At 61.1% G+C, this 24,791-nt stretch carries 27 protein-coding genes; 13 read left to right on the top strand and 14 right to left on the bottom strand.

All coding sequences use genetic code 11. From position 1 onward, the window contains the following. Positions 1–77: 77 nt before the first annotated feature. Positions 78–518 carry a GNAT family N-acetyltransferase gene (locus AC6CWS_RS13605; protein WP_023289611.1) on the top strand — a complete coding sequence of 147 codons (441 nt, stop codon included), beginning with the start codon at positions 78–80 and terminating at the stop codon, positions 516–518. A gap of 54 nt (positions 519–572) precedes the next feature. On the opposite strand, the gene AC6CWS_RS13600 is transcribed toward AC6CWS_RS13605, so the two are convergent. Both AC6CWS_RS13600 and ftrA read right to left on the bottom strand, forming a co-directional pair. Further along, the gene (locus tag AC6CWS_RS13600) at positions 573–788 is read right to left on the bottom strand and encodes a DUF4177 domain-containing protein (protein WP_004205985.1); all 216 of its coding nucleotides are present in this window, start codon (positions 786–788) and stop codon (positions 573–575) included. Continuing rightward, positions 757–1,854 carry a transcriptional regulator FtrA gene (gene ftrA, locus AC6CWS_RS13595; RefSeq protein ID WP_065882346.1) on the bottom strand — a complete coding sequence of 366 codons (1,098 nt, stop codon included), beginning with the start codon at positions 1,852–1,854 and terminating at the stop codon, positions 757–759. The genes AC6CWS_RS13600 and ftrA overlap by 32 nt, the downstream gene beginning before the upstream one ends. Positions 1,855–1,921: 67 nt before the next feature. Between ftrA and AC6CWS_RS13590 the strand changes: the two genes are divergently transcribed. From AC6CWS_RS13590 to urtE, 7 genes are all read left to right on the top strand, one after another. Next, positions 1,922–2,320: a rhodanese-like domain-containing protein gene (locus tag AC6CWS_RS13590; protein WP_065882348.1), complete on the top strand. Its 399-nt coding sequence runs from the start codon at positions 1,922–1,924 to the stop codon at positions 2,318–2,320. 148 nt (positions 2,321–2,468) lie between these two features. Then, positions 2,469–3,572, top strand: coding sequence for a cobalamin-independent methionine synthase II family protein (locus AC6CWS_RS13585; protein ID WP_065882350.1), 1,104 nt, complete (start codon positions 2,469–2,471; stop codon positions 3,570–3,572). A 170-nt stretch (positions 3,573–3,742) separates the two neighbouring features. Next, positions 3,743–5,014: an urea ABC transporter substrate-binding protein gene (gene urtA / locus AC6CWS_RS13580; RefSeq protein WP_004205981.1), complete on the top strand. Its 1,272-nt coding sequence runs from the start codon at positions 3,743–3,745 to the stop codon at positions 5,012–5,014. 61 nt (positions 5,015–5,075) lie between these two features. Further along, positions 5,076–6,650, top strand: a complete 1,575-nt coding sequence (urtB, locus tag AC6CWS_RS13575; RefSeq protein ID WP_065882352.1) for an urea ABC transporter permease subunit UrtB — start codon at positions 5,076–5,078, stop codon at positions 6,648–6,650. Further along, entirely contained in the window at positions 6,650–7,723 is a 1,074-nt protein-coding gene (urtC, locus tag AC6CWS_RS13570; protein ID WP_044522890.1) for an urea ABC transporter permease subunit UrtC, read from the top strand. The genes urtB and urtC overlap by 1 nt, the downstream gene beginning before the upstream one ends. Then, entirely contained in the window at positions 7,723–8,520 is a 798-nt protein-coding gene (gene urtD, locus AC6CWS_RS13565; RefSeq protein ID WP_023289616.1) for an urea ABC transporter ATP-binding protein UrtD, read from the top strand. Before urtC ends, urtD begins: the two co-directional genes overlap by 1 nt. A gap of 9 nt (positions 8,521–8,529) precedes the next feature. After that, positions 8,530–9,228: an urea ABC transporter ATP-binding subunit UrtE gene (gene urtE / locus AC6CWS_RS13560; RefSeq protein ID WP_032452769.1), complete on the top strand. Its 699-nt coding sequence runs from the start codon at positions 8,530–8,532 to the stop codon at positions 9,226–9,228. Between the two features lie 33 nt (positions 9,229–9,261). On the opposite strand, the gene AC6CWS_RS13555 is transcribed toward urtE, so the two are convergent. After that, positions 9,262–9,744, bottom strand: a complete 483-nt coding sequence (locus AC6CWS_RS13555; protein WP_065882448.1) for a helix-turn-helix domain-containing protein — start codon at positions 9,742–9,744, stop codon at positions 9,262–9,264. A gap of 129 nt (positions 9,745–9,873) precedes the next feature. After that, positions 9,874–11,070, bottom strand: a complete 1,197-nt coding sequence (ydeE, locus tag AC6CWS_RS13550; RefSeq protein ID WP_065882354.1) for an efflux MFS transporter YdeE — start codon at positions 11,068–11,070, stop codon at positions 9,874–9,876. Between the two features lie 195 nt (positions 11,071–11,265). Between ydeE and eamA the strand changes: the two genes are divergently transcribed. Then, a complete protein-coding gene (gene eamA, locus AC6CWS_RS13545; RefSeq protein ID WP_023289620.1) occupies positions 11,266–12,165 on the top strand; it encodes an O-acetylserine/cysteine exporter in 900 nt (299 codons plus the stop codon). A 48-nt stretch (positions 12,166–12,213) separates the two neighbouring features. Here the strand turns inward: eamA and marB are convergent, their stop codons facing one another. The 3 genes from marB to marR are packed head-to-tail and all read right to left on the bottom strand — an operon-like array spanning position 12,214 to position 13,302. Beyond that, positions 12,214–12,432, bottom strand: a complete 219-nt coding sequence (marB, locus tag AC6CWS_RS13540; RefSeq protein WP_048297476.1) for a multiple antibiotic resistance protein MarB — start codon at positions 12,430–12,432, stop codon at positions 12,214–12,216. 34 nt (positions 12,433–12,466) lie between these two features. Beyond that, complete coding sequence (gene marA / locus AC6CWS_RS13535; protein WP_004205971.1) at positions 12,467–12,847, bottom strand: MDR efflux pump AcrAB transcriptional activator MarA; 381 nt, start codon at positions 12,845–12,847, stop codon at positions 12,467–12,469. Between the two features lie 20 nt (positions 12,848–12,867). After that, positions 12,868–13,302 carry a multiple antibiotic resistance transcriptional regulator MarR gene (gene marR, locus AC6CWS_RS13530; RefSeq protein ID WP_004143563.1) on the bottom strand — a complete coding sequence of 145 codons (435 nt, stop codon included), beginning with the start codon at positions 13,300–13,302 and terminating at the stop codon, positions 12,868–12,870. Positions 13,303–13,563: 261 nt separating this feature from the next. Here marR and AC6CWS_RS13525 point away from each other — a divergent pair, with 261 nt between their 5' ends. Then, positions 13,564–14,232 (top strand): MarC family NAAT transporter, encoded by a 669-nt coding sequence (locus tag AC6CWS_RS13525; RefSeq protein WP_004205969.1) that lies wholly within the window; start codon positions 13,564–13,566, stop codon positions 14,230–14,232. 68 nt (positions 14,233–14,300) lie between these two features. On the opposite strand, the gene AC6CWS_RS13520 is transcribed toward AC6CWS_RS13525, so the two are convergent. Then, complete coding sequence (locus tag AC6CWS_RS13520) at positions 14,301–15,500, bottom strand: sugar transporter (RefSeq protein WP_032452773.1); 1,200 nt, start codon at positions 15,498–15,500, stop codon at positions 14,301–14,303. Positions 15,501–15,701: 201 nt separating this feature from the next. Here AC6CWS_RS13520 and AC6CWS_RS13515 point away from each other — a divergent pair, with 201 nt between their 5' ends. Then, positions 15,702–16,493: a PhzF family phenazine biosynthesis protein gene (locus AC6CWS_RS13515; RefSeq protein ID WP_023289623.1), complete on the top strand. Its 792-nt coding sequence runs from the start codon at positions 15,702–15,704 to the stop codon at positions 16,491–16,493. A 50-nt stretch (positions 16,494–16,543) separates the two neighbouring features. On the opposite strand, the gene AC6CWS_RS13510 is transcribed toward AC6CWS_RS13515, so the two are convergent. The 6 genes from AC6CWS_RS13510 to AC6CWS_RS13485 form a co-directional block, all read right to left on the bottom strand. Further along, complete coding sequence (locus AC6CWS_RS13510; RefSeq protein ID WP_065882356.1) at positions 16,544–17,221, bottom strand: SDR family NAD(P)-dependent oxidoreductase; 678 nt, start codon at positions 17,219–17,221, stop codon at positions 16,544–16,546. After that, the gene (locus AC6CWS_RS13505) at positions 17,218–17,691 is read right to left on the bottom strand and encodes a NanQ anomerase/TabA/YiaL family protein (RefSeq protein WP_065882361.1); all 474 of its coding nucleotides are present in this window, start codon (positions 17,689–17,691) and stop codon (positions 17,218–17,220) included. Before AC6CWS_RS13505 ends, AC6CWS_RS13510 begins: the two co-directional genes overlap by 4 nt. Continuing rightward, positions 17,688–18,854, bottom strand: a complete 1,167-nt coding sequence (locus AC6CWS_RS13500) for a sialidase family protein (RefSeq protein ID WP_065882363.1) — start codon at positions 18,852–18,854, stop codon at positions 17,688–17,690. The genes AC6CWS_RS13505 and AC6CWS_RS13500 overlap by 4 nt, the downstream gene beginning before the upstream one ends. Positions 18,855–18,857: 3 nt before the next feature. Beyond that, complete coding sequence (locus tag AC6CWS_RS13495) at positions 18,858–20,267, bottom strand: sodium:solute symporter family protein (RefSeq protein ID WP_065882365.1); 1,410 nt, start codon at positions 20,265–20,267, stop codon at positions 18,858–18,860. 76 nt (positions 20,268–20,343) lie between these two features. After that, on the bottom strand, positions 20,344–21,228 hold the full coding sequence (locus AC6CWS_RS13490; protein ID WP_065882368.1) for a dihydrodipicolinate synthase family protein: 885 nt from the start codon (positions 21,226–21,228) through the stop codon (positions 20,344–20,346). A 14-nt stretch (positions 21,229–21,242) separates the two neighbouring features. Then, on the bottom strand, positions 21,243–22,391 hold the full coding sequence (locus tag AC6CWS_RS13485; RefSeq protein WP_065882370.1) for an iron-containing alcohol dehydrogenase: 1,149 nt from the start codon (positions 22,389–22,391) through the stop codon (positions 21,243–21,245). Positions 22,392–22,575: 184 nt separating this feature from the next. On the opposite strand from AC6CWS_RS13485, the gene dtnK reads away from it, so the two are divergent. Further along, positions 22,576–23,811: a D-threonate kinase gene (gene dtnK / locus AC6CWS_RS13480; protein WP_065882372.1), complete on the top strand. Its 1,236-nt coding sequence runs from the start codon at positions 22,576–22,578 to the stop codon at positions 23,809–23,811. After that, positions 23,804–24,790 (top strand): D-threonate 4-phosphate dehydrogenase, encoded by a 987-nt coding sequence (locus tag AC6CWS_RS13475; protein WP_032452794.1) that lies wholly within the window; start codon positions 23,804–23,806, stop codon positions 24,788–24,790. Before dtnK ends, AC6CWS_RS13475 begins: the two co-directional genes overlap by 8 nt. The last annotated feature ends 1 nt before the right edge of the window (position 24,791 follow it).

Raw genomic sequence — 24,791 nt, 5'->3', positions numbered from 1 at the left:
TTCGCCTGGCATCCCCGGCGGCGGCATGCTACATCTTTCTTCCGGGATAGATGCCGAACACGGCGGGAGACAAGGTCATGATGGTGATTGAGGGCAAAGAGGCGATTGCGCGGGTAGACTGGCGGCGGGTGCGGACCATCGTCGCCGAGGCCGGGCTGAATGAACGTGATGTTCAGCAGCTGGAGCAGGCGTTTCGCCAGAGCACCTTCTGCTGGTTCGGCTATGAGAACGGTCAGCTGATTGCCGTGGCGCGCGCCATCAGCGACTGCACCTGGAGCAGCTACTTGTCGGATGTGGCGATCGTCCCCGACCGACAGGGGCAGGGTTACGGACAACAGCTGATGCTGGCGGTCCGGGAGCAGCTGCTGCCCTTTGGCAAAATTTTTATCTATGCGGTGGCCGATAAAATCGCGTTCTATCAGCGTTTTGGTTTTGCCATGCTGACCACCGGGATGGTCTGCGCTGGCGAGGAGGGCATGCGCAAAATGCACGAGCAGGGCTATATCCGCCAGCCCTGAGCGCGGATGCCAGGCAACGCCTGGCTTAAGCGTGCAAACCAGGCGCAGGCTCCGTCAGAGGGGCCTTTCAAGCACAAACAGATATGCTTCCCGCGACCAGAACAGGGCGGTACGGCGGCGCTCCACCGACATGGTTTTTACCTCCCAGCCCTCGCGGGTATAGCTGCTGAGAAACTGGCTCATTTTGTCAGGGTCGGCTTTGGCTTCGCCAAAAAACAGGCTGCCCAGCAGGCCCTCTTTATAGATCACTACCCGACACTCTTTCTTCATCATCGACCATCCTGGCGACCGGTTTACTGTGGCTGTCTATTGTCCGTGGCTGCGAGGATTTTGCAATCGGAGAAGTAGCAAACTGTTTACGGTACTGCAGCGGACTTAGCGCGAAGCGCAGGCGAAAATGGTGGCGCAGGGTGCCAGCGCTGGCAAATCCGCAGCGCTCAGCGATCTGGTCGATGCCCATCGTGCTCTCCGTCAGGTGCTGACGGGCGCGCAGCAGACGCTCCTCCAGCAGCCAGCGGGCGGGGGTTTTGCCAGTGGCCTCTTCAAAGCGGCGCAAAAAGGTGCGCGTTCCCATGCCGGCGCGCTGCGCGAGGGAGGCGACGGTGTGGCTGGCGGCGAGATGCTGGTGCAGATAATCAAACAGCTGGCCAAGGCGCAGACTCTCCCGGCTGCGGGCCACCGGACGCAGGACCTGCTGCGCCTGACCGCCATCGCGATGGGGAGAGACCACCAGGCGGCGAGCGACCACATTCGCTGCCTCGCTGCCGAAATCCTCGCGCACCAGATGCAGACAGAGGTCGATCCCCGCCGCGCTGCCGGCGGACGTCATCAGCAAATCATCGCCCACGTAAAGGACATCCTCCACCACCTGGATCTGCGGAAAACGGGACTGCAGCGCCGCGGTGTAGCGCCAGTGGGTTGTCGCCTGGCGGCCATTGAGCAGCCCGGCGGCGGCGAGAACGAACACTCCGGAACAGATGGAGATTATTCGGCATCCGCGGGCGTGAGCGGCGGCCAGGGCGGCGCACAGCGCTTCGGGCACCGGGGCGTCGATGCCGCGCCAGCCCGGGACCACGATGGTCTGCGCCTGGGCGAGAAGCTCAGGGCCGCCGTCGGTCATCAGGCGGACCCCGCCGGTGGCTCTCAAAGGCCCTTCATCGACGGCGGCGACGGCGAACTGGTACCAACGCTCGCCCATTTCCGGGCGCGGCAGGCCGAAGATCTCCACGGCCACGCCAAACTCAAACGTGCACAGGCCATCGTAGGCGAGGGCCACCACGCGGTGAGGTGACAGTGTCACCGAAGGGGTTGTCAGGATGTTAGCGTTTTCTGTCATGGTTGCCGGCAGATAAGGGTAATGGGCGTCAGTAAAGTAGTGTTATCACAGACAAGGAGAAGACGCCATGAGTGTAGTAACCCAATTTACCCCCGCCACCTCCGCCGAGGCTATCCGCTGGTTCCGCCATAAGCTGCATCTCGAGACCGACTGCGCCGATGTGCACAGCGCCCAGCGTGCCGGCGAGGTCGACTTTGTCCTGCTGCACGTGGTCGGCAGCGAGGAGGCCTTCGCCAGGCGTCACCTGCCCGGCGCGCTGCATCTTCCGCACAGCCAGATCAGCGCCGAGAGAATGGCGGCCTGGCCGGCGGAGACCCTGTTTGTGGTCTATTGCGCCGGGCCGCATTGCAACGGTGCCGACGTTGCCGCGCTGAAGCTGGCCGAACTGGGGCGGCCGGTGAAAATGATGCTCGGCGGGATCACCGGCTGGGAAGATGAAGGTTATGCGTTTGACGCCGGTAAGTGAATATTTTTCATGTACCATGAAATATTCTCGTTTGCGGCCCGTCGACCTGCATGCCAGTATCTGGACATATAGCCATCCAGATGTCTAAAAATTCAAATAATGAACTATCACGGTGGGCAACTAACGCGCCCACCGCTAAGGAGACAGCATGCAACGTCAACAGGCCCCGTTCCGCGCAGACATCGTCGGCAGTTTTTTGCGTCCGGACAGTATCAAACAGGCGCGTCAGCAGCTGGCGGAGGGGCTGATCGACGCCGGTCAGCTGCGCGAAATTGAGAATAACGCTATCCGTCATCTGGTCCAGCAGCAGTGCGACTGCGGCCTGCACGTGGTCACCGACGGCGAGTTTCGTCGCGCATGGTGGCATTTCGATTTCTTCGACGGCCTGCAGGGCGTTGAGCGTTACGATGCCGAGCAGGGGATCCAGTTCAACGGCGTGCAGACCAAAGCCCACGGCGTGCGCGTTACCGGCAAGCTGGCGTTCGGCGACCATCCGATGCTGGAGGATTTCCGCTATCTGAAAAGCATCAGCGGCGACGCGCAGCCGAAGATGACCATTCCCAGCCCTAGCGTGCTGCACTTCCGCGGCGGTCGGAAAGATATTGATGCCACCGTTTACCCGGATCTCAGCGACTACTTCGACGACCTGGCCACCACCTGGCGCGACGCGATCCGCGCCTTTTATGACGCCGGCTGTCGCTATCTGCAGCTGGACGATACCGTCTGGGCCTATCTGTGCTCCGATGCCCAGCGTCAGCAGGTGCGCGAGCGCGGCGACGATCCGGATGCGCTGGCGCGCATTTATGCCCGGGTGCTGAACCAGGCGCTGGAGGGCAAACCGACCGATCTGACGGTGGGCCTCCACGTCTGCCGGGGTAATTTCCGCTCAACCTGGATCTCGGAGGGCGGTTACGAGCCGGTGGCCGAGGTGCTGTTTGGCGGCGTCAATGTCGATGCCTTCTTCCTCGAATATGACAACGACCGCTCCGGGGATTTCGCGCCGCTGCGCTTTATTCGTCCCGGCCATCAGCAGGTGGTCCTCGGGTTGATCACCACCAAAAACGGCGAGCTGGAGAACCCGCAGGGGGTCAAAGCGCGTCTCGCCGAGGCGGCGCAGTATGTTCCGCTTGAGCAGATCTGCCTGAGTCCGCAGTGCGGTTTCGCCTCCACGGAAGAGGGTAACGCCCTCAGCGAAGACCAGCAGTGGCAAAAAGTTCGTCTGGTGACCGCCATCGCCGCCGACGTCTGGTAATGCCCTTCTTAGCGCAGCGTTGCACCGTGATGAGGCAACGCTGCCATCTCCTTCCTCTCCGCTCTCCGCCAGCGCCGCATCCCGCTGTTCTCACAACCTGGCACCGTTTTTGCCTTATCACCTCTGGTTAGCTGTTAATTCTTTATTTTTGCGCTACTCAGGAGTGAATCATGCAACGAAGAACGTTATTAAAAGCTTTTGCACTCTCCGCCTCTGTAATGGCTATGGGTCTCTCATTCCAGGCCTATGCCGCCGACACCATTAAAGTCGGGATTATGCATTCGCTCTCCGGGACGATGGCGATTTCCGAAACGCCGCTGAAGGACGTCGCCCTGATGGCCATCGACGACATCAACGCCAAAGGCGGGGTGCTGGGCAAGAAGCTGGAGCCGGTAGTGGTCGACCCGGCCTCCAACTGGCCGCTGTTCGCCGAGAAGGCGCGCCAGCTGCTGGCCCAGGACAAGGTGGCGGTGGTGTTCGGCTGCTGGACCTCGGTCTCGCGTAAATCGGTGCTACCGGTGTTTGAGGAGCTGAACGGCCTGCTGTTCTACCCGGTACAGTACGAAGGGGAAGAGATGTCCCCCAACGTCTTCTATACCGGCGCGGCGCCTAACCAGCAGGCCATCCCGGCGGTGGAATACCTGCTGAGCGAGGACGGCGGCGGCGCCAAACGCTTCTTCCTGCTGGGAACCGACTACGTCTATCCGCGCACCACCAACAAGATCCTTCGCGCCTTCCTGCATGCCAAAGGGATCCAGGACAAAGATATCGAAGAAGTCTACACCCCGTTCGGCTATAGCGATTACCAGACCATCGTCGCCAATATCAAAAAATTCTCCGCCGGCGGCAAAACGGCGGTGGTCTCCACCATCAACGGCGATTCCAACGTGCCTTTCTACAAAGAGCTGGCTAACCAGGGTCTGAAAGCGACCGACGTGCCGGTGGTGGCCTTCTCGGTGGGGGAAGAGGAGCTGCGCGGCATCGATACCAAACCGCTGGTCGGCAACCTCGCGGCATGGAATTACTTTGAGTCGGTCGATAACCCGACCAATAAAGCCTTTGTCGCCGACTATCGCGCTTACGCCAAAGCGCACAAGCTGCCGAATGCCGATACGGTGGTGACCAACGACCCGATGGAGGCGACCTGGGTGGGTCTGCATATGTGGGCGCAGGCGGTGACCAAAGCCGGCACCACCGACGTGGACAAAGTGCGCGACGCCATGGCCGGGCAAACCTTTAAAGCGCCGTCCGGTTTTACCCTGACGATGGATGCCACCAACCACCATCTGCACAAGCCGGTGATGATCGGTGAAATCGAAGGCAACGGCCAGTTCAATGTGGTCTGGCAGACCGATGAGCCCGTCCGCGCGCAGCCGTGGAGCCCGTGGATCCCCGGTAATGATAAGAAACCTGACCATCCGGTGAAAACCGTCAGCCAGTAAGCGCCAGGGCCGACGGGGCGGGAGCGTCGAGCCCGTCGGCCGCTGACCAGAGGAGAACGACATGAACGCATTGCGTCTCATGAGTGTGTTGGCGCTGCTGCTGAGCTTGCTGCCATGGCGGGCGCAGGCCGCGGAGGCGGATGATTTCGTCGCCGCCAGCCGCAGCCAGCAGGCGCAGCTGTTGACCCAGTGGGCGGCAGCGCCGCAGGCAGATCGCCTGCCGTTGCTGCGGGCGTTAACCAGCGAAAGCCTGGTAATGGACGACGGAAAACATGCCTTCCGCGTCCGACAGGGCGGCTTACAACCGCTGGGCGCCGCCGCCGCGCCGCAGGGCGACACCCGGCCGGTCCGTCTGACCAACCGCCTGCGCAATCTGGCTGCCGGCGCGCTGGCCAGCCATCTTATTTTAAGTGACAACGTCACAGATCGAGCGTCCGCGGCGCGCACCCTACAGCGGGAAGCGACCCCGGCCATGGCCGCTCTGCTGCAGCAGCGGCTGAAGGCGGAGAGCGATGATAATGTGCGGGGCCTGCTGGAGGTGGCGCTGGCGCGCCTGCAGTTGACTCAGCCTGAGGCCAGCGCGCGGCTGTCCGCCGTGACGCTGCTCGGCCATTCCGCGGACCCGGAAACCCAGGCGCTGCTGATCCCCTTTACCGATGCCCAGCATGAGCCGGATGCGGCGGTGCGCGAGGCGGCCAGCGACAGCCTGCAAAAGATCAAACATCGTCTGCTGCTCGGCGATCTGCTGGGCCAGGCCTTTATGGGGCTGTCGCTGGGCTCGGTGTTGCTGCTGGCCGCGCTGGGGCTGGCGATCACCTACGGCCTGCTGGGGGTGATTAACATGGCCCATGGCGAGATGTTGATGATCGGCGCCTACAGCTGCTGGCTGGTACAGCAGGTCCTGGCGCAGCTCGCGCCGCAGTGGCTGGCCTTTTATCCGCTGGTCGCGCTGCCGGTGGCCTTCCTGGTCACCGCCGGGATCGGCATGGCGCTCGAGCGCACCATTATTCGTCATCTGTATGGTCGGCCGCTGGAGACGCTGCTCGCCACCTGGGGGATCAGCCTGATGCTTATTCAGCTGGTGCGGATGCTGTTCGGCGCGCAGAACGTGGAGGTGGCGAACCCCGCCTGGCTCTCCGGCGGCGTGCAGGTCCTGCCGAACCTGATCCTGCCGTGGAACCGGCTGGCGGTGCTGGCGTTCGTCCTGCTGGTGCTGTGCTTTACCTGGCTCATCCTGAACCGCACCCGCCTCGGAATGAACGTCCGCGCCGTGACGCAGAACCGGGCGATGGCCGCCTGCTGCGGCGTGCCTACCGGGCGGGTGGATATGCTGGCCTTTGGTCTCGGATCCGGTATTGCCGGGCTGGGCGGCGTGGCGCTGTCGCAGCTTGGCAACGTCGGCCCGGAGCTGGGTCAGGGCTATATCATCGATTCGTTCCTGGTGGTGGTCCTGGGCGGCGTCGGCCAGCTGGCCGGCAGCGTGGCGGCAGCCTTTGGGCTGGGCATTTTCAACAAAATTCTTGAACCTCAGATGGGCGCGGTGCTGGGCAAGATCCTGATCCTGGTGATGATTATTCTGTTTATTCAGAAACGCCCGCAGGGCCTGTTCGCGCTGAAAGGGAGGGTGATTGACTGATGAGCCAACCCATTACCTTAACGCTGGCGCAGCGCGCGCCGCGGCCTCTGCGCTGGCTGGGGATCCTGTTAGTGCTGGGGCTGCTGAGCATGCCATTCCTGGCGCTGCTGCCGGCCTCCCATCCGCTGGCGGTGCCGAGCTGGCTGCTGACCCTGAGCGGTAAAATCCTCTGCTACGCCATCGTGGCGGTGGCGCTGGATCTGGTCTGGGGCTACGCGGGTATGCTATCCCTTGGCCACGGGATTTTCTTTGCCCTCGGCGGGTACGCCATGGGCATGTACCTGATGCGCCAGGCGGCGGGGGACGGTCTGCCGGCGTTCATGTCTTTTCTCTCCTGGAACGAGCTGCCCTGGTTCTGGTGGGGCACGCAGCATTTCGCCTGGGCGATGGCGCTGGTGGTGCTGGTTCCCGGCCTGCTGGCGCTGGTTTTCGGCTGGTTCGCCTTCCGCTCGAAGATCAAAGGGGTCTATTTCTCGATCATGACCCAGGCCTTGACCTATGCCGGTATGCTGCTGTTCTTTCGCAACGAGACCGGGTTTGGCGGTAACAACGGCTTCACCGGATTTACCACGCTGCTGGGCTTTCCGGTCACCGCCACCGGCACCCGGGCGGCGCTGTTTATGGCCACGGTCCTGCTGCTGTTGCTGACCCTGTGGCTGGGCTCGGCGCTGGCGCAGAGTAAGTTTGGCCGCATCCTCACCGCGGTGCGGGATGCCGAGAACCGCCTGATGTTCTGCGGGTATGACCCGCGCGGCTTCAAGCTGCTGGTGTGGACGCTGTCGGCGGTGCTCTGCGGCCTGGCGGGGGCGTTATACGTCCCGCAGGTGGGGATCATCAACCCCAGCGAAATGTCGCCGACCAACTCCATCGAGGCCGCCATCTGGGTGGCGCTCGGCGGGCGCGGCACCCTGATCGGCCCGGTGCTTGGCGCCGGGCTGGTTAATGGCGCGAAAAGCATTTTCACCGTGGCGATGCCGGAGTACTGGCAGCTGTTTCTCGGCCTCATGTTCATCATCGTGACCCTGTTTCTACCCCGCGGGGTGATGGGTCTGCTGCGTCGAGGAGACCGCTAATGCAACCGGATGAAGGACTGTTTACCCGCCAGCTGCCCGGAGATCGCTTCCGTGCGCAAACCGACCCGGTACTGCAGCTGGAGAACATTAACGTCAGCTTTGACGGTTTCCGGGCGCTGACGGATCTGTCGCTGGCGATAGGCGTCGGCGAGCTGCGCTGCGTGATCGGCCCCAACGGCGCGGGCAAGACCACCCTGATGGACGTGATCACCGGTAAAACCCGGCCGCAGAGCGGCAAAGCGATCTATGACCAGTCGGTGGATCTGACTACTCTCGACCCGGTGGCCATCGCCCGCCAGGGTATCGGGCGCAAGTTTCAAAAGCCGACGGTCTTCGAAGCGCTGACGGTGGCGGAAAATCTCGCCCTGGCGATGAAGGGGGATAAATCGGTGTGGGCCAGCCTGCGCGCCCGGCTGAGCAGCGAACAGGACGATCGGCTGAATGAGGTGCTGCGCCTGCTGCGCCTCGACGGCGAACGCTACCGCCAGGCGGGTCTGCTGTCCCATGGCCAGAAACAGTTTCTTGAGATCGGCATGCTGCTGGTGCAGGAGCCGCATCTGCTGCTGCTTGATGAGCCAGCGGCCGGCATGACCGATGCGGAAACCGAATATACCGCGGAGCTGTTTCGCACGCTGGCCGGACAGCACTCCCTGATGGTGGTGGAGCACGACATGGGGTTTGTCGAGACCATCGCCGACCGGGTGACGGTCCTGCATCAGGGCCAGGTGCTGGCGGAGGGGTCGCTGCGGGAGGTGCAGGCCAATGAGCAGGTCATTGAAGTTTATCTGGGACGTTAAGGAGCGCCAATGTTACAGGTGAGTCAGTTACATCAGTACTACGGCGGGAGCCACATCTTGCGCGGGGTGGATTTTACCGCCCGTCAGGGCGAGGTCACCTGCCTGCTGGGGCGCAACGGCGTCGGTAAGACCACCCTGCTGAAATGTCTGATGGGGCTTATTCCGGCGCGCAGCGGCGAGGTGCGCTGGCAGGATCAGAACATCACCCATCGCAAACCGCACCAGCGGGTGCAGGCCGGGGTGGCCTACGTCCCCCAGGGACGCGAGATTTTTCCCCGCCTGACGGTGGAAGAAAACCTGCTGATGGGGCTGTCGCGCTTTCCCGCCCGCGAGGCGCAGCAGGTGCCGGAGGAGATTTACCAGCTTTTCCCGGTGCTTAAGACCATGAGACAGCGGCGGGGCGGTGACTTATCCGGCGGTCAGCAGCAGCAGCTGGCGATCGGCCGCGCGCTGGCCAGCCGTCCGCAGCTGCTGATCCTCGATGAGCCCACCGAGGGGATCCAGCCCTCGGTCATCAAAGAGATTGGCGAGGTGATCCGTCAGCTGGCGAGCCGCGGGGATATGGCTATCCTGCTGGTGGAGCAATTCTATGACTTTGCCGCCGGGCTGGCGGACCACTACCTGGTGATGTCGCGCGGCGCCATCGTCCAGCAGGGAAAGGGCGGAGATATGGAAACCGACGGCGTGCGCGCCCTGGTGACTATCTGATCGGGCCGGCGGCGCGCGCCGCCGGTTTCCAGGCTATTTACGCAGCAGCCGCTGCAGGCGCGCCTGGCGCCAGTTTTTGATCCATTCGCCAAAGACGAACAGACGTAATCCTCTCACCACCAGCAGAGCGCCCCAGATCAGGGCGACCCAGCCGGACCAGTAGTCCTGCGGGTTCGTGTACCGGTTGAACACCGCCAGCAGCACGCAGACCACCAGCGCCACCGACAGCGAACGAAAAAAGCGACTCTCCTGCTGCACCCGGGCTTTCGCTTCCTCTATACGCAGATCCAGCGAAGCTTGCTGACCCGGCGCGCCCTCCCGCGAGGCTTCGCCGCCGATCTCGGCCACCGTCACCTCAAAGACCGCGGCGAGGGCGCTGAGGGTCTCCAGCCCCGGGCGTTCGCCATTCTCAATGCGCTGGATCGTGCGGACGCTGAGCCCCGCCATTTCGGCCAGCTGTTCCTGGGACCAGGCGCGCTGCAGCCGTAATTGTTTGACCTGATTGATGCTGTTCATATTCATATGCTCCATGACGTTCTGCGGATGTAAACCTGTGATGGAGTATGGAAAAGCGGGCCGCCAGCCACCACGACAGCGACCCGACAACGGCCCGACAGTAACCTGACAGCCGCATGTCAGCTGGCGTCAGGCCCTGGCCAGCGGAGAATCCGGCTGCCAGGGACGGGCATTGATCCCCCGGAAAATCATCAGCCAGGCGGCGACAATAGCCACGATAAGAATGACAAACAGCGACCAGTGCGGCAGATGGGTGAGGATCAACCCGGTGAACATCGGGTTGAAGGCCGCGCCCAGCCATCCCAGCGACTGAGCGGAGAAGTAGCTGGCCTTCATTCCCGGCGGGGCGATATGGTCAATCAGCATATACTCGCCGGGGGCATAAATCACCTCGCCAAGGGTGAAGATCGCCGCCGAGATCCCCCACGCCCACAGGCTGGCGCCGGAGAACATAAAGCCCACGAGGCCGATCACAAAGCAGACGGTACCGAAGGTCATCAGCGGGCGGATATTTCTCGCGCTCAGCCGCCGGCCAACGGCGTACTGCAGGGCGACGACCACCGCGGCGTTAACCGGTAGCACCACGGCCACGACTTTCTCGGCGAAGTCGCTGCTGGCGACCACCAGCACGTACTGCGAGATACAGGAGGCGAAGGCGCCGCCGACGAAGGAGGCCAGCAGCCCGGAACAGGTAAACCACAGCAGCGCGCGGTCTCGCAGCAGCACCGAAGGCGTCCAGGCGGCAGCTCCCGGCTGGGCGGCGGCGGCCCCATCCCGCTGGAGAAATAGCTGAATAAACACCAGCGGGAAGGCGGCGCAGGCCGCCGCCAGCCAGAAGGGCAGATTAATGCTGTGCATCACCAGCAGCGTGCCGATAGGCGGCCCGACGGTCCAGCCGATGTTGAGGATGGTGTAGTTCAGCGAGAAGATGCGCGCTTTTTTCTCCGCCGTCAGCCGGTCGGCGAACCAGGCTTTCAGCACGGTGGAAAAGACCGAATAGGCGCAGTTGATCAGCGCAAAGAAGATCACCACCAGGGTCGCGTTATTGACCAGCGGTATCGCGCTGAAACCGAGGATAAATACCAGCACTGACCACACCATATAGCGCTTTTTGTCGAACTTGTCCGCGAGGATGCCAAAGCCCATGCTGAACAGCACGCCGACCACCAGGGCCAGCGACAGGGCGTAGCCGATCACATCCACCTCCAGCTGATAGCGTCGGGTGAGGTAGATGGTCATAAACGGCAGTGTGGCCCCGCGGCCGATAGTCAACAGTAACGACGATGCCAGCAGCGCGATGGTGGAGCGCCGGAGTGTGGTGATCATGATTTCCTTGCCTGTCATGTTGTTATAATTTTATGTCTTCGATCACAAATAACACGGTCATCACGCCTTGTACAGGTCGCCCCGGTCGCGATCGGCACTTCTGAACCTGCCAAAAATAATGATCTATCCTGGCGGCCGCTTTTTCGCTACTTTGATTTTGTTCACAAAAATTCTAATAACGACAGAGGCAGGGGTATGACGAGGAAAGATGGACTGCTGGCGCTGCTGGTAGTGGTGGTGTGGGGGCTTAACTTCGTGGTGATTAAGCTGGGATTGCACAATATGCCGCCGCTGATGCTGGCGGGCCTGCGCTTTATGCTGGTGGCCTTCCCGGCGCTGCTGTTTGTCGCCCGGCCAGCCATTCCGCTGCGCCTGCTGTTGGGCTATGGCCTGACCATTAGCTTTGGCCAGTTTGCCTTTCTGTTCTGCGCTATCGGCCTGGGCATGCCGGCGGGGCTGGCGTCGCTGGTTCTGCAGGCGCAAGCCTTCTTTACCATCATCCTCGGCGCCTTCGTCTTTGGCGAACGCCTGCAGGGCAAGCAGCTGGCGGGGATCGCTCTGGCGATCTTCGGCGTGCTGGTGCTGGTGGAGGGGAGCCTCGGAGGGGAACATGTCCCGCTGGTGGGCTTTATGCTGACCCTGGCGGCGGCGCTCAGCTGGGCCTGCGGCAATATTTTCAACAAAAAAATCATGTCCCAGGCGACCCGGCCGCCGATCATGTCGCTGGTGGTGTGGAGCGCATTGATCCCGGTGCTGCCGTTTATGCTCGCCTCGTGGCTGATCGATGGCCCGCAGTTGATGCTGGCGAGTCTGCGCCAGATCGATGTGCTGACGGTTCTCTCGCTGCTTTACCTGGCGTTTATCGCCACTATTGTCGGCTACGGTATCTGGGGCTCGCTGCTGGGGCGGTATGAAACCTGGCGGGTGGCGCCGCTGTCGCTGCTGGTGCCGGTGGTGGGGATGGCCAGCGCCGCGCTGCTGCTGGGAGAGACGCTGAGCGGACTGCAGCTCGCCGGGGCGGCGCTGATCATGGCCGGGCTCTATATCAACGTTTTCGGTCTGCGTCTGGTGCGGCCGGGCATGGCGCGCGGGTAAAAAAAAGCCCCGGAGACGGGGCTATACACAAGTATGCGTGTAATGGCATCACAGGTCGTGCTGCTGGTAGTACGGCACGCCAAGTTCGTCAGATTTATCATTGCCGGCCGCCATATGATTGAAATCAAACGGCGAGTCGTTATGTTCCGAAGGGATAATCATTGTGTCACGCTGGTTTTGCCGCACCGGCGTGGTGGTTTGCTCCGCATAGCTGAAGCTGGATGCCAGCGACAGAACGACGATGGCTGCGGCAGCGAATAGTTTCATGATTTCCTCAATACGTCTTTAATAATGCAGGCGATTAACAACAGTTATTTAGCGGATGCAGATAGCGGGATTCGCCAGGTACATTCGTTATGCGATATTTGTGGGGCGGAACATCGAAATAGTTTTTAAACGTTCGCGTCAGGGTCTGCTGCGATTCGAAACCGTAGCGTTCCGCCAGGTACAGGATTGGTTCATTGCTCTGCTTGAGCTTTTGCGCAATCTCCGTCAGCTTACGGCTGCGGATGTACTGGCCGAGGGAATGGCCGGTCTCTTTCTTAAACATACGTTGCAGGTGCCACTTGGAGTAACCTGAGCGCTCAGACACTTTTTCCAGCGACAGGGGCGATTCCAGGTTATCCTCGATCCACGACAAAATACTATGGATAGTGATGGCGTCATTATTACGTCTGGACATCATCTTACCTCTTCTTATTTTTACGGCAGGACCTTCTTGAGGAGTTGCTCAAGCATGGCGACTTCGTCCGCCGACAGATTTTTTGTTAACTCCTGGTGTAACTTCTGACCCACAACCTGATGACACTGCTCGCAAAGGGCTGCGCCGTCTGGCGTCAACTGCACCAGCACGCCGCGCTTGTCAGCGGGGTTGGGTAACCGTTCAATCCAGCCTTTACACGCCAGGCGGTCGAGCATACGCGTCATCGCGCCCGGGTCGACGGAAAGCACGGTTTTCAGCTCAACGGGGGTAATACATACCTCGCAACGAATGGAACAGAGCACCCGGAACTGGGTCGCGGTAATATCCATGGGTGAGAGGTAGTCATTGAGCAGGCGATCTTTTTTCTGGTTAACCATCTGGATCAAGCGGCCCAGCGGGATCATCTCGTTGAACAGGTCGCTGGTACTTTTCATGATGGTTGCCCAGGCAATGATTTAGTTGCGAGTGATACTATTGCCCAGGCAATCATAAGTCAACATTATGAATTGGCCGATGCCACGATTTGCTAAAACAAGAAAATTCGACACGGGTCACTGTTTGTGAATTTTCTAACGCTTGTTAATTTTTGGCGAAGGTGATTTATCAGCAGGCTGGCGTTGGAATTGTTGAAGCCGGTATACTCACGGCGTGAAACCATCCTTAAAAAATGAATATTTACGGGACTTTTTTTAACTATGTTTGATTTGTTTAAAGCGATAGGGCTCGGCCTGGCGGTGCTGTTACCGCTGGCGAATCCGCTGACTACCGTGGCGCTGTTCCTTGGCCTGGCGGGCAATATGAACAACGCCGAGCGGAACAAACAGGCGTTGATGGCTTCGGTGTATGTCTTCGCCATCCTGATGGTGTCGTGGTATGCCGGCCAGGTGGTGATGAATACATTCGGCATATCAATACCTGGGCTGCGTATCGCCGGGGGGTTGATTGTGGCCTTTATCGGTTTCCGCATGCTGTTCCCCCAGCAAAAAGCCCACGATTCGATGGAAGCGAAGATCAAATCGGAAGAGCTACAGGATGAGCCAACCGCCAATATCGCCTTTGTGCCGCTGGCGATGCCAAGCACCGCCGGTCCGGGCACCATCGCGATGATCATCAGTTCCGCCTCAACCGTGAAGCACGGCGTGGACTTCCCGGAGTGGGTGGTGCTGGCGGCGCCGCCGATTATCTTTGCCCTGTTGGCGATCATTCTCTGGGGTTGCCTGCGCAGTTCGGGGGCGATTATGCGTCTGGTAGGCAAAGGCGGCATTGAGGCCATTTCGCGGTTGATGGGCTTCCTGCTGGTCTGCATGGGCGTGCAGTTCATTATTAACGGCGTGCTGGAGATCATTTCGACCTGGCATCCCTGACCGCGGTGATGCGCAGAGAGACAAAAGCCCGCCGGAGCGATACCGACGGGCTTTTTTTTGCGGCTCAATCAAGAGTGGTGCGGCTGGTGCTCTTCCAGCGATACCGGCCAGCGACGGAAGATCAGCAGGGCCCAGATCAGGCCTGCCAGCGCCGGGATGGCGCCGATGTAGCCGATGGAGGCCATAGAGAGGTGCAGACTCACCTGGCTGCCTACCAGCGCGCCGGCGCCAATACCGATGTTAAAGATGCCCGAGAACAGCGACATGGCGACGTCGGTGGCGTCCGGGGCGGAGGCCAGCACTTTCACCTGCATGCCGAGACCGATAATCATGATCGCCACCCCCCAGAAGATGCTGAGCAGCATCAGGTGGTGCGGGTTATGCGAGGCCGGCAAAAGCAGCAGCAGACAGGCCAGCAGCAGGCCGATGGCGAGGCTTATCAGCCCCGAAGCGTGCTGGTTACCGAGCTTGCCGAACAGAATGCTGCCAATAATCCCGGCCCCACCGAGGATCAGCAGCAGTACGGTGGCAAAATTGCCGCTCAGACCCGCCACCGTCTGGACGAAGGGTTCGATATAGCTGTAGGCGGTATAATGGGCGGTCACCACCACCACGGTCAGAATGTACACGCTGACCAGCGCCGGGCGACGGAACAGCACCGGCAGGCTTTTCAGCGAGCCTGAGTGTTCGCTCGGCAGCGTCGGCAGCAGTTTCACCAGGCAGGCCAGAGTGGCTAAGGCGCCGAGGCCGATCGCCAGGAAGGTCATCCGCCAGCCAAAATACTGGCCGATGATGCGGCCGATCGGAATGCCAAACACCATCGCCAGCGCGGTACCGGTGGCGATCAGGCTCAGCGCCTGCGCCCGTTTGCCCGGGGGCGCCATGCGGATGGCCAGCGCCGACGTTATCGACCAGAACACCGCATGGGCGAAGGCGATGCCGATGCGGCTGATGACCAGCACGTCAAAATTCCATGCAAAGAACGACAGCACATGGCTGGCGATAAACAGAATAAACAGGCCGATGAGCAACCGCCGACGCTCCACTTTGCTGGTCAGCAGCATAAACGGCAGCGACATTAACGCCACCACCCATGCGTAGATGGTCAGCATCATGCCCACCTGGGCGGTTTCCATGCCGAAGCTGTCGGCAATATCCGACAGCAGACCGACCGGGGCAAATTCTGTGGTGTTAAAAATAAACGCGGCGATGGCCAACGTCACGACACGTAGCCACGCTACCTTGCGTGAGACCGTATTCGTAGTCATAAGCTCTGGACTGGTGATTCAGGGGAAGATGTGACGCTGATCTTAAAACGTTTGCTGGCGAAAAGACAATCATTTTGTGATCTGTATCTCATTTCACTGCAAACGGCCAGGTGCGGTTAAGCAATTAATTTTGCTATGGATAGTGTCAGGGGGGCGCTTTTATGTCATGTTGAAGGAAAGTAAAAAAAGTAAGGACAGTGTATGCAGGAAATACAATTTTATCTGGTCGATGCTTTCAGCGATAAAAACTTCGGCGGCAATGCCGCGGCCGTTTGCCCCCTCAGCGAGTGGTTAGCCGACGATGTGCTGCTGAAAATGGCCCAACAGCATAACCAGTCCGAAACGGCGTTCTTCGTCCGCACCGACGAAGGCTATGAGCTGCGCTGGTTTACCACCCTTGGCGAGATCAACCTCTGCGGCCACGCCACCCTGGCGACGGCGCACGTTATTTTTGAATATCTCGACCATCCCTCGGCGACGATTACCTTTAGCACCCGTTTTGTCGGCGACCTGCGGGTGACCCGCAGCGGCGACTGGCTGACGCTCGACTTCCCGGCGTGGACGACCACCCCGGTGGCCAATCCGCCGGCGGACCTGCTGGCCGGGCTGGGCCTCGAGGCGGCCGTCGAGGTACGGGAAGGGCGCGATTATCTGGTGCTGCTGGCGGATCGCCGGCAGGTTGAAGCGGTGCAACCGGACATGGCGCGCCTGCAGACGCTCGGCAAAATGATCTGCGTGAGCGCGCCGGATGAGGAATATGACTTTGTCAGCCGCTTCTTCTGCCCGGGAGAAGGGGTGCCGGAGGATCCGGTGACCGGCTCCGCCCACAGCATGCTGATCCCCTGGTGGGGCGACAAACTGGGGAAAACCACCATGATGGCGCGCCAGGTCTCCGCCCGCGGCGGGGATCTGCGCTGCCAGTGGCAGGGCGACCGGGTGCTGATCGGCGGCCAGGCCACCACCTATCTGCGCGGGACTGTCTATTTACGTTAATCCTCACCGCCGCGTCGTTCCGTTGTCCGGGGACGGCGCGGCGTGCGTCATCAGGCAAGGGAGGCGCCACCGCACATCACCAGCTCCTGTCCGGTCATCGCCGATGCGCCCTCACTCAATAACCAGCTTATCAGCGAGACCACCTCCTGCGGGGTAATGAGCCGCCCCAGCGGCGGCAGCCGCGGCGGAGAGCTTTCCCTGCCAGGCTGATGGAGCATCGGCGTATCGGTTGCCCCGGGCGCCACCACGTTGACCGTCACCCCAGCGGGCGCCAGCTCTGCCGCCCAGCTTCTGGCAAGGGCGACCAGCGCGGCTTTGGTGGCCGTATACTGGGAACGACCCGCTGCGCCTCGTGATGTACGGCTTCCCAGCAGAACAATCCTCCCGCCCGGCTCCATGGCCGGGGCGAAGTGATTGACCAGCGTTTGTGCCGCGTCGACATGTAAACGCCACAGCGACTCGCCGCGCAGTGGATCAAGATTGCCCAGGGGCGCGGCGGTCATCGAACCCGCGGCGTGGAAGATGGCCTGAGGAGGCTCAATCTGTTCCAGCGCCGCCAGCAGCGCGCTGCGTTGGCTGACATCGACCTCCAGATGGCGAAAGTTCGGCTGTGAGAAGGGCGGCAGCGAACGGCTCATGCCGACCACCTGCCAGCCGTCCTCCAGCAATTGCCTCACCACCGCGGCGCCGATTCCGGAACTGGCCCCGGTGACTATGGCCCGCTTCATTGCGCCTCCAGCATCGCTGTCGGTATCTTGAATACCGCCTTTCTGACCGGCGCTGGCGTCGAAACCGCACACAGCGCCTGGTGCGGTTCGCCGGGGTAAAAGACCGCGAAGTCGCCGGGACGCAGCAGAATAGAGACACTCTCCGGGGCCGGCTGACAGAGATAGAGGTCGGGCTTAAGCTCATTATCCTGCGGGCGCATCACGGCAGCCATGCCCGCCTGGATCCGCTCTTCGCCGGCCAGGATGACCTGTATATCCGCCCACTGGCGATGATATTCCGTATGCCGCTCGGCCGCAGGCTGGGTTTGCGCCACGCCGAGGGTGCAGAACCACGGCGCGCCGTCGGGCTGGAAGCGGCCATCCTCTCTGGCGCTCAGGGCGGCCAGCGAACAGGCCTCGCTGCTCAAAAGCTGCTTTAACGCCGGCGGCAGACCAGCCTGGTGCAGCGCCTGCAGGGTACCGATAATCATGCGCTTTCTCCTTTCACCCACTGTGGCGAAACGCGAACATACTTGATCGCCTGACGGTACCAGGTGTAGGCGATATGCAAATTACCGTCTGCTCCCTGTTTGATGCTGGGGTAGGAGAACTCCCGGTTCAGCTTCTGCTCCGAATTATTGGTCATGCAGTAGCCGTCGCCCTCGTCAAGATTACGCAGCCACGGCCAGCTTTTGCCGCCGTCAGGCGAGATCGCCACCGTCATCGGCGCGCGGGGCGCGCCCCAGAAGGCGCTTTTTCCGGTTGTTTCCGGCTCCTTACGGCCATCGTCATCCGCAATTTCATCGTACAGTGAGGCTCGGCGTTCGGTGGCCCCGGCGGCGCTCATATTATTAAACACCAGCGCCAGTTCGCCATTGTCGAGAGTCGTCGCCTGAATGGACGAGTTGTTGTTCGGCAGCGTCGTTGGCACCGGCGCAGACCAGCTTTCACCCTGGTCGCTGGAGCGGCTGAACCAGATGTGATCCGCCCAGCGACTGCGAAAGAAGGCCGCCAGTCCGCCGTCGGGATGCGCGGTGATGCTCATATGGACGCAGCCAAGACTCTCCGGGACCGCCACGTCGCGCCAGCTTCTGCCGCCGTCGGAGGAGATCTTCACCGCGCTGACGTCATTATTACCCACCCATTTCTCGCCGGGTGCAGTGCGGCAGTAAAACACCGGCAGCAGCCAGCTGCCGTCAGGCATGACGCTAATCGGCTGGCGAATAAAGGTACCGGGCTGATCCAACAGGGTGTCGATGGGTCCCCAGCTTTGCCCGCCGTCGTGTGACTGGCGGTAGCGCACAATGGCGGTATCCTGGTTGCCGGCGAATTGCGCCGTCCATAACAGCCACACTACCTGGTCCGGCGCCTGAAACAGCACCGGATTTTGTTCCGAGCGGTCAGGATCGTCGGAGAGCTTAACCGCTTCGCTCCAGCGATCGCTGCCGGGGGCTAACCGCGAACCCCAGATCGAAATGTCGGCTTTCCCCTCCTGGGAGCCGCCGAACCAGACGCACATCAGGCTGCCATCATCCAGCTGAAGCAGGTTGGCGGCATGATTTTGCGGGCAGGCGCTGGGGAGCATCGCCCATGCGATATGTTCATCTTGCTGGTGCTGGCGAATGACGCCGTCGAAAGAAGGAATTGCGGACATGTTTTAGACTCCACGTTGCTCAACAGGGGCAGGGGATGATTGTGATTTATTCGGGATCAGGCGATCGATGACCATAATGATCGCCGGGGTCGCCAGGGCGACATACATGTTATTGATGCCGAACGGATCGCCAAGTAAATACCAGACGGAGGTCACCACGCAGGCGCCGATCAGACCGGCATTGGCGCCGCGGGTGCTCCTGAAGAAGGGGGCATAGAAGGCGATGACCGCCACTACGGTAATGGACAGGCGGATGGCGCGGGTGAAGAAGGAGAGTTTCAGCACTTCCGGCACCAGCAGCACAAAGATCAGCGGCAGGAAGCCGATAATTAACGATGCCCAGCGCGTGGCTCTGAACTCCTGGTCCGGAGTTGGGTTACGCCATGGTACGTAGAAATCTTTCACCACCAGCGAGGCAATGGCCAGAGCAACGGTACTTACGCTGACGAATATCGAGGCCACAAGTGACGTTGTCACGAGTCCCGCCAGCCAGGGATTCATGTCCTGCAGAAATACCGGCAGGGCGTACAGGCTGTTGATTTCCGGATGCAGATACTTCGCCGCCACGCCGATGATGGCGATGGCAAGGGCGATGGGCAGGCAGAAAAAGAAGGCGATCCACGTGGAGCGCTTTGCTGACCGGACGTCTTTGGTGGAGCTGATCGCCTGGATAACAAACTGGGTGCAGAAGATGGAGCCGATAGTGCCGATAAGCCAGGCGAAGATAGTGCCAGCGCCAATGTTGCCATCCCACGTCCAGTAGTAATCCGGCATCTTCGCAATCATCGGCGTGAAGCCGCCGGTTTTGGACAGAGCAAAACCCAGAATGATCAACAGACCAGCGTATTTTAACGCGCTGTGTAACATGGTGACCCAGGCGACGCCTTTCATGCCGCCGAAGGCGAAATAGAAGGTACTGACGATGGCGGTAATAAAGGCGGCCACGGGTAAGTTGACTTTTAAGACGGTGGAAATAGCCGCGGCGCCGCTGACGTAGTTGCCCACGTTAACCAGCAACAGCGCATAAATCATGATCAGGGAGATAATATTTTTGGTACTGGTGCCATATTTCTCAGCGATAGCCCCGGATATGGTGATTTTCCCGGTGTTATAGATGCGCTTTACCAGAATCAAACCGAACAGCGGGAAGCCGATGGCCGCCCCCAGCACGGACCATGAGGCGGCAATTCCGCTCTCAAAGGCGGCCTGAGCGGTACCGATGGTTGATTTGGCGCCAATATATTCCGACATCAGTAATATACCGACAATAAAGGCCGGCATGGCGCGCGAGCCTTCCATAAAATCCCCGGAATTCTTACTACGAATACGGAATGTCAGCCAGGTGGTAAACAGAATATAGGCAATGACAATGCCGACAATAATAAAGGTATCTTCAGCGGTAAAATGATTCATCTTAGCCTCTCTCTGGGCGTACGAATCCTGGGTACGGCGGTACCCGGTCTGTTTTATTTACGAAACGCAGCGGGTATTACGCTAAATAACGGGCAATGATGCCGCGTATTTCCTGCAGCTGCTGGTCACTAAACTGCACCGCGTAGCGGCTGTCGCCCACCTCATGGCCCATCAGCTGCAGCGCTTTTTTCACCGCCGCAGGTGAGAACGCTACCTTGTACAGGTCGGTGCGCAGGCCCGTTACCCGCTCCTGCGCCTGGCGCGATCCGGCGATATCTCCAGCATGGAACAGCGACCAGATAGCGTTGATCTCGGCAGGCGCGACGTTGGCAAGCCCCGAGATGCAGGCTGAGCAGCCGTCGACAAACCCCTGATGGATAAGCGAGTCCGGGCCGTTGAGAACGTCGAAACCGTCAATGTCGCGTACCGCGTCAAGAAAGCCTCTCAGACTGTCGTAGCTGCCAGCGCTATCCTTGATGCCAATGATATTGTCGTGCTGCGCCAGCTTACGCGCTGTCTCCGGCGCAAGGGTGTTACCGGTGCGGGCGGGAATGTTGTAAAGAAAGAGCGGGACGCTCAGCGCGTCGGCGATCGCCGTATAGTGGTTTATCAGCTCTTCCTGCTTCAGGGGCACGAACCACGGGGTAATGGCCGATACCGCGTCAACCCCGAGGCGGGCGATCTGCTGGCCAAGCCGGCGGGTCTCCCGCGTGGAAACCTCCCCGATGTGGGCTACCACCGGCGCGCGACCGGCGGCCGCCTCCACGCAGGTTCTGGCGACGGCGATCTTCTCTTCCTCATTGAGGACAAAAAACTCGCCGTTGGTGCCGCCGCAGAATATGCCGTTGCCCGCGGCGATCTGGCGCTGCACCTGATGCTGCAGCGCTGGCAGGTTAAGGGCTCCCTCGGTGGTAAAGGGGGTAACGATGGCGGTGAGTACGCCGCTAATGGCTCTCCTCATTTGATTTTCTCCTGTTAGGCATGTTCCGGAAACAGCGTCTGGTAGATAGCCGCGATCTCTTCACGGCTGACGCTGCAGGGGGCGTTATTCATCAGGCGTTTAACGTTCTGCGCCGCCGCGCTGAGGGCGGGGATGCTGTCTGCGGGAACGCCGAGCGCGGCGAGGTTATCGGGCAGCGGTAAGCGTTTGACCAGCGCCGCCAGCCATGCCACCAGCGCATGGGATTTCTCTTCCTCGCTGAGGGTGAGGTCCGCGTCGGGGATCAGATCCCAGACCTGAGCGAACTTCGCCACCGCGTGGGGGCGGACCACCCGCATGCAGGGCGCCAGCAGAATGGCGTTGGCCACCCCGTGCGGCAGGTGCCAGGTGCCGCCGAGCGGATAGGAGAGCGCATGCACCAGATGGGTGCCGGCATAGTTGATCGCCGCGCCGCCGTACCACGAGGCCCAGAGCATCTCCAGCTTCGCCGTCAGATCCTGCGGCTGATCCACCGAGCGTTCGATATGACGCACCAGCTTGTGTAAACCGATTAACGCCGCGTTATCGCTTATCGGGTTGGCCACGGTGGAGGTGAAACACTCCAGCAGATGGCACAGAGCATCGATCCCGGTCGAGGCTGCGATGCTGGCCGGCATGCTGGTGGTCAGCTCCGGCAGCAGGGCGACGTAGTCCGGGAGCAGCACCGGGGAGATGATCCCCACTTTGGTCTGCTGCTCGGGGATCGCCAGAATAGCGTTCGGCGTTGCTTCGGAGCCGGTCCCGGCGGTGGCAGGGATCAGCAGAGAGCATAGCCGTCGTTGCGGCTGTTCACCCGCCAGCAGGGCCGTCAGAGTGGGGGCTTGCGGATGCAGCAGCACCGACAGCAGTTTCGCCACGTCCAGCACGCTCCCACCGCCAATGCCGACGACCATCTGCGGTTGAGAAGCGCCCAGCTGGCTGACGATCTCCGCCACATCCTGATGACTGGGCTCGGCAGGCACACTGTTAATGACCTCAACCTGGCGCCCGTCAGCCGCCAGCAGACGCTGGATCGCCCGGGTCGCCTCCAGCGCCCCGACGTTCTGGTCGGTCACCAGCAGGATACGGGTTTTATCTGCCAGCAGCGGGAGCAGGGCCGATGAGGCGCCAGCCCCGCTGATGATCGTGCTGTGTATCGTCGCCACGCGTTTCTCCTTGGTAGTGGTTGATTGAATTCAATCATTCACGAGTCGTTCTACTCGTCTGGTGGGGAAAAGTTATAATTTATACGGCGGTTTAATAACTTGAGCTTGCTCACATTTAATCAAATATGATTGAATATAATCAAATTCAGGTTTGCAACGTTTACAACGACCACAAGGCAGGACAATGAAAGACGGCAATAACAGCGTGCTGGTGCTGGCAGATGACTTTACCGGAGCCAATGACGCCGGGGTCAGCCTGGCGGAGGCGGGCATGTCGGTAGAAGTGGCATTCTCCGCCGGGCAGGCGTCATCCGCCCGGGCGTTAATACTCAACAGCGACAGCCGGGCGATGACCGCCGGTGCGGCCGCCGACAAGGTCACCGCTCTGCTGCGCGGCGCGGCGCGATTCGCCCCGCGCTGGCAGATAAAGAAGATCGACTCCACGCTGCGCGGCAACCCCGGCGCCGAACTGGAAGCGATGATGACGGCGCAGGGCTGCCGGGTGGCGGTTGTGGCGCCGGCTTACCCGGCGGCCGGGCGGCATACCCGGGACGGACGCTGCTATGTACACGGGATACCCCTCGATCACACCGAATTTGCCAGCGATCCGAAGACGCCGGTTAGCCGGGCGGATATTGCCGGCATTCTCGCCATGCAGAGCCGGCTGCCGAGCCGGTCGCTGAGCGCCGCCCAGCTTCCGGGAGCGTTAGCGACGGCGGGCGAAGCGAGGCAGGTACTGATTATCGACGCCTGGGAAGACAGCCATCTGGACCAGGTGATTGACGCCGTCGCTCCTCATGCGCAGGAGACCCTGCTGGTCGGCTCGGCAGGCCTTTGCGAGGCGCTGGCGCGCCGCCTGCGCCGCAGCGAGCAGGGGCCGCTGCTGGCGGTGGTCGGCTCGATGAGCGAGATGGCGCAGCGCCAGGTCGCGGCGCTGCAGGCTCATTCCCGAGTGAGAAAGATCGAAATTGATGTCGAACAGGCCTTTAGCGGATCGCCGAAGGAGGAAGCCTCGCGGATCGCCGAGGTGCTGCGTGAGGGTGATCACTGCGTGGTGACCACCCGCCCGAATAACGCCGTCCGGCACGGGATTGAAGCTCAGTGCCGCGAACGCGGTCTCAGCCGTGCGGCCTACGGGGAGCACATCTGCGCCTGGCTTGCCGACGTTACGGCACAGGCGGTGGCGCTGTGCCCCCCTGGCGCGCTGTATCTCTCCGGTGGCGATGTGGCCATCGCCGTGGCTCAGGCGCTCGGCGCCAGCGGTTTTCAGATCCGCGGCCGGGTCGCGGAGTGCGTCCCATACGGATACTTCCTCGGCGGCCGCTGGTCGCGGCCGGTGATGACTAAAGCCGGAGGATTCGGCACCGACACCACGCTATTACATGTTGTGAATTTTATTGAGGAGAAACTGAGTGTCTAACATCATTGCAGTCACAATGGGCGACCCGGCAGGGATTGGTCCGGAGATTATTATCAAATCCCTCGCCGAAGGGGCGCTGAGCGGCGCGCCGGTGGTGGTGGTGGGCTGCGCGCAGACGCTGCGGCGTATCCTGGCGTTGAACATCACCCCGCGGGCGGAGCTGCGCATCATTGACCATCCCGCCGAGGCAAGCTTTGCCCCGGCGACGATTAACGTCATCGATGAGCCGCTCAGCGACCCGCAGGGGCTGCGTCCTGGCGAAGTGCAGGCCCAGGCCGGGGATCTGGCGTTTCGCTGCATTAAGCGGGCGACCCGCCTCGCGCTGGAGGGCGCCGTCGCGGCCATCGCCACCGCGCCGTTGAATAAAGAGGCGCTGCATCTGGCGGGGCATGCTTTTCCCGGCCATACGGAACTGTTGGCCCACCTGACGCAAACTACCGATTACGCCATGGTGCTGTATACCGAAAAGCTTAAGGTTATCCATATCACCACCCATATCGCCCTGCGCCAGTTCCTTGACACCCTCAACCAGCCGCGGATTGAAACAGTGATCGGCGTGGCGGATCGCTTTCTGCGCCGGGTCGGCTATCAGCGTCCGCGCATTGCGGTCGCCGGCGTGAACCCGCACGCCGGGGAGAACGGCCTGTTTGGCGATGAAGAGATCCGCATCGTCGCCCCCGCGGTTGCCGCCATGCGGGAGCAGGGAGTGGAGGTAACCGGCCCCTGTCCGCCGGACACGGTGTTTATGCAGTGTCATGAGGGGATGTACGACATGGTCGTGGCGATGTATCACGACCAGGGGCATATTCCGCTGAAGCTGCTGGGATTCTATGATGGGGTCAATATCACCGCCGGGCTGCCGTTTATCCGCACCTCTGCGGATCATGGCACCGCGTTTGATATTGCCTGGACAGGTAAAGCGAAGTCTGAGAGCATGGCAACCTCCATTGAGCTCGCCATGCACATCGCGCAGGAATAAC

The organism is Klebsiella sp. M041, from assembly GCF_059759695.1.
This window is presented reverse-complemented; position numbering and strand designations above follow the sequence as displayed.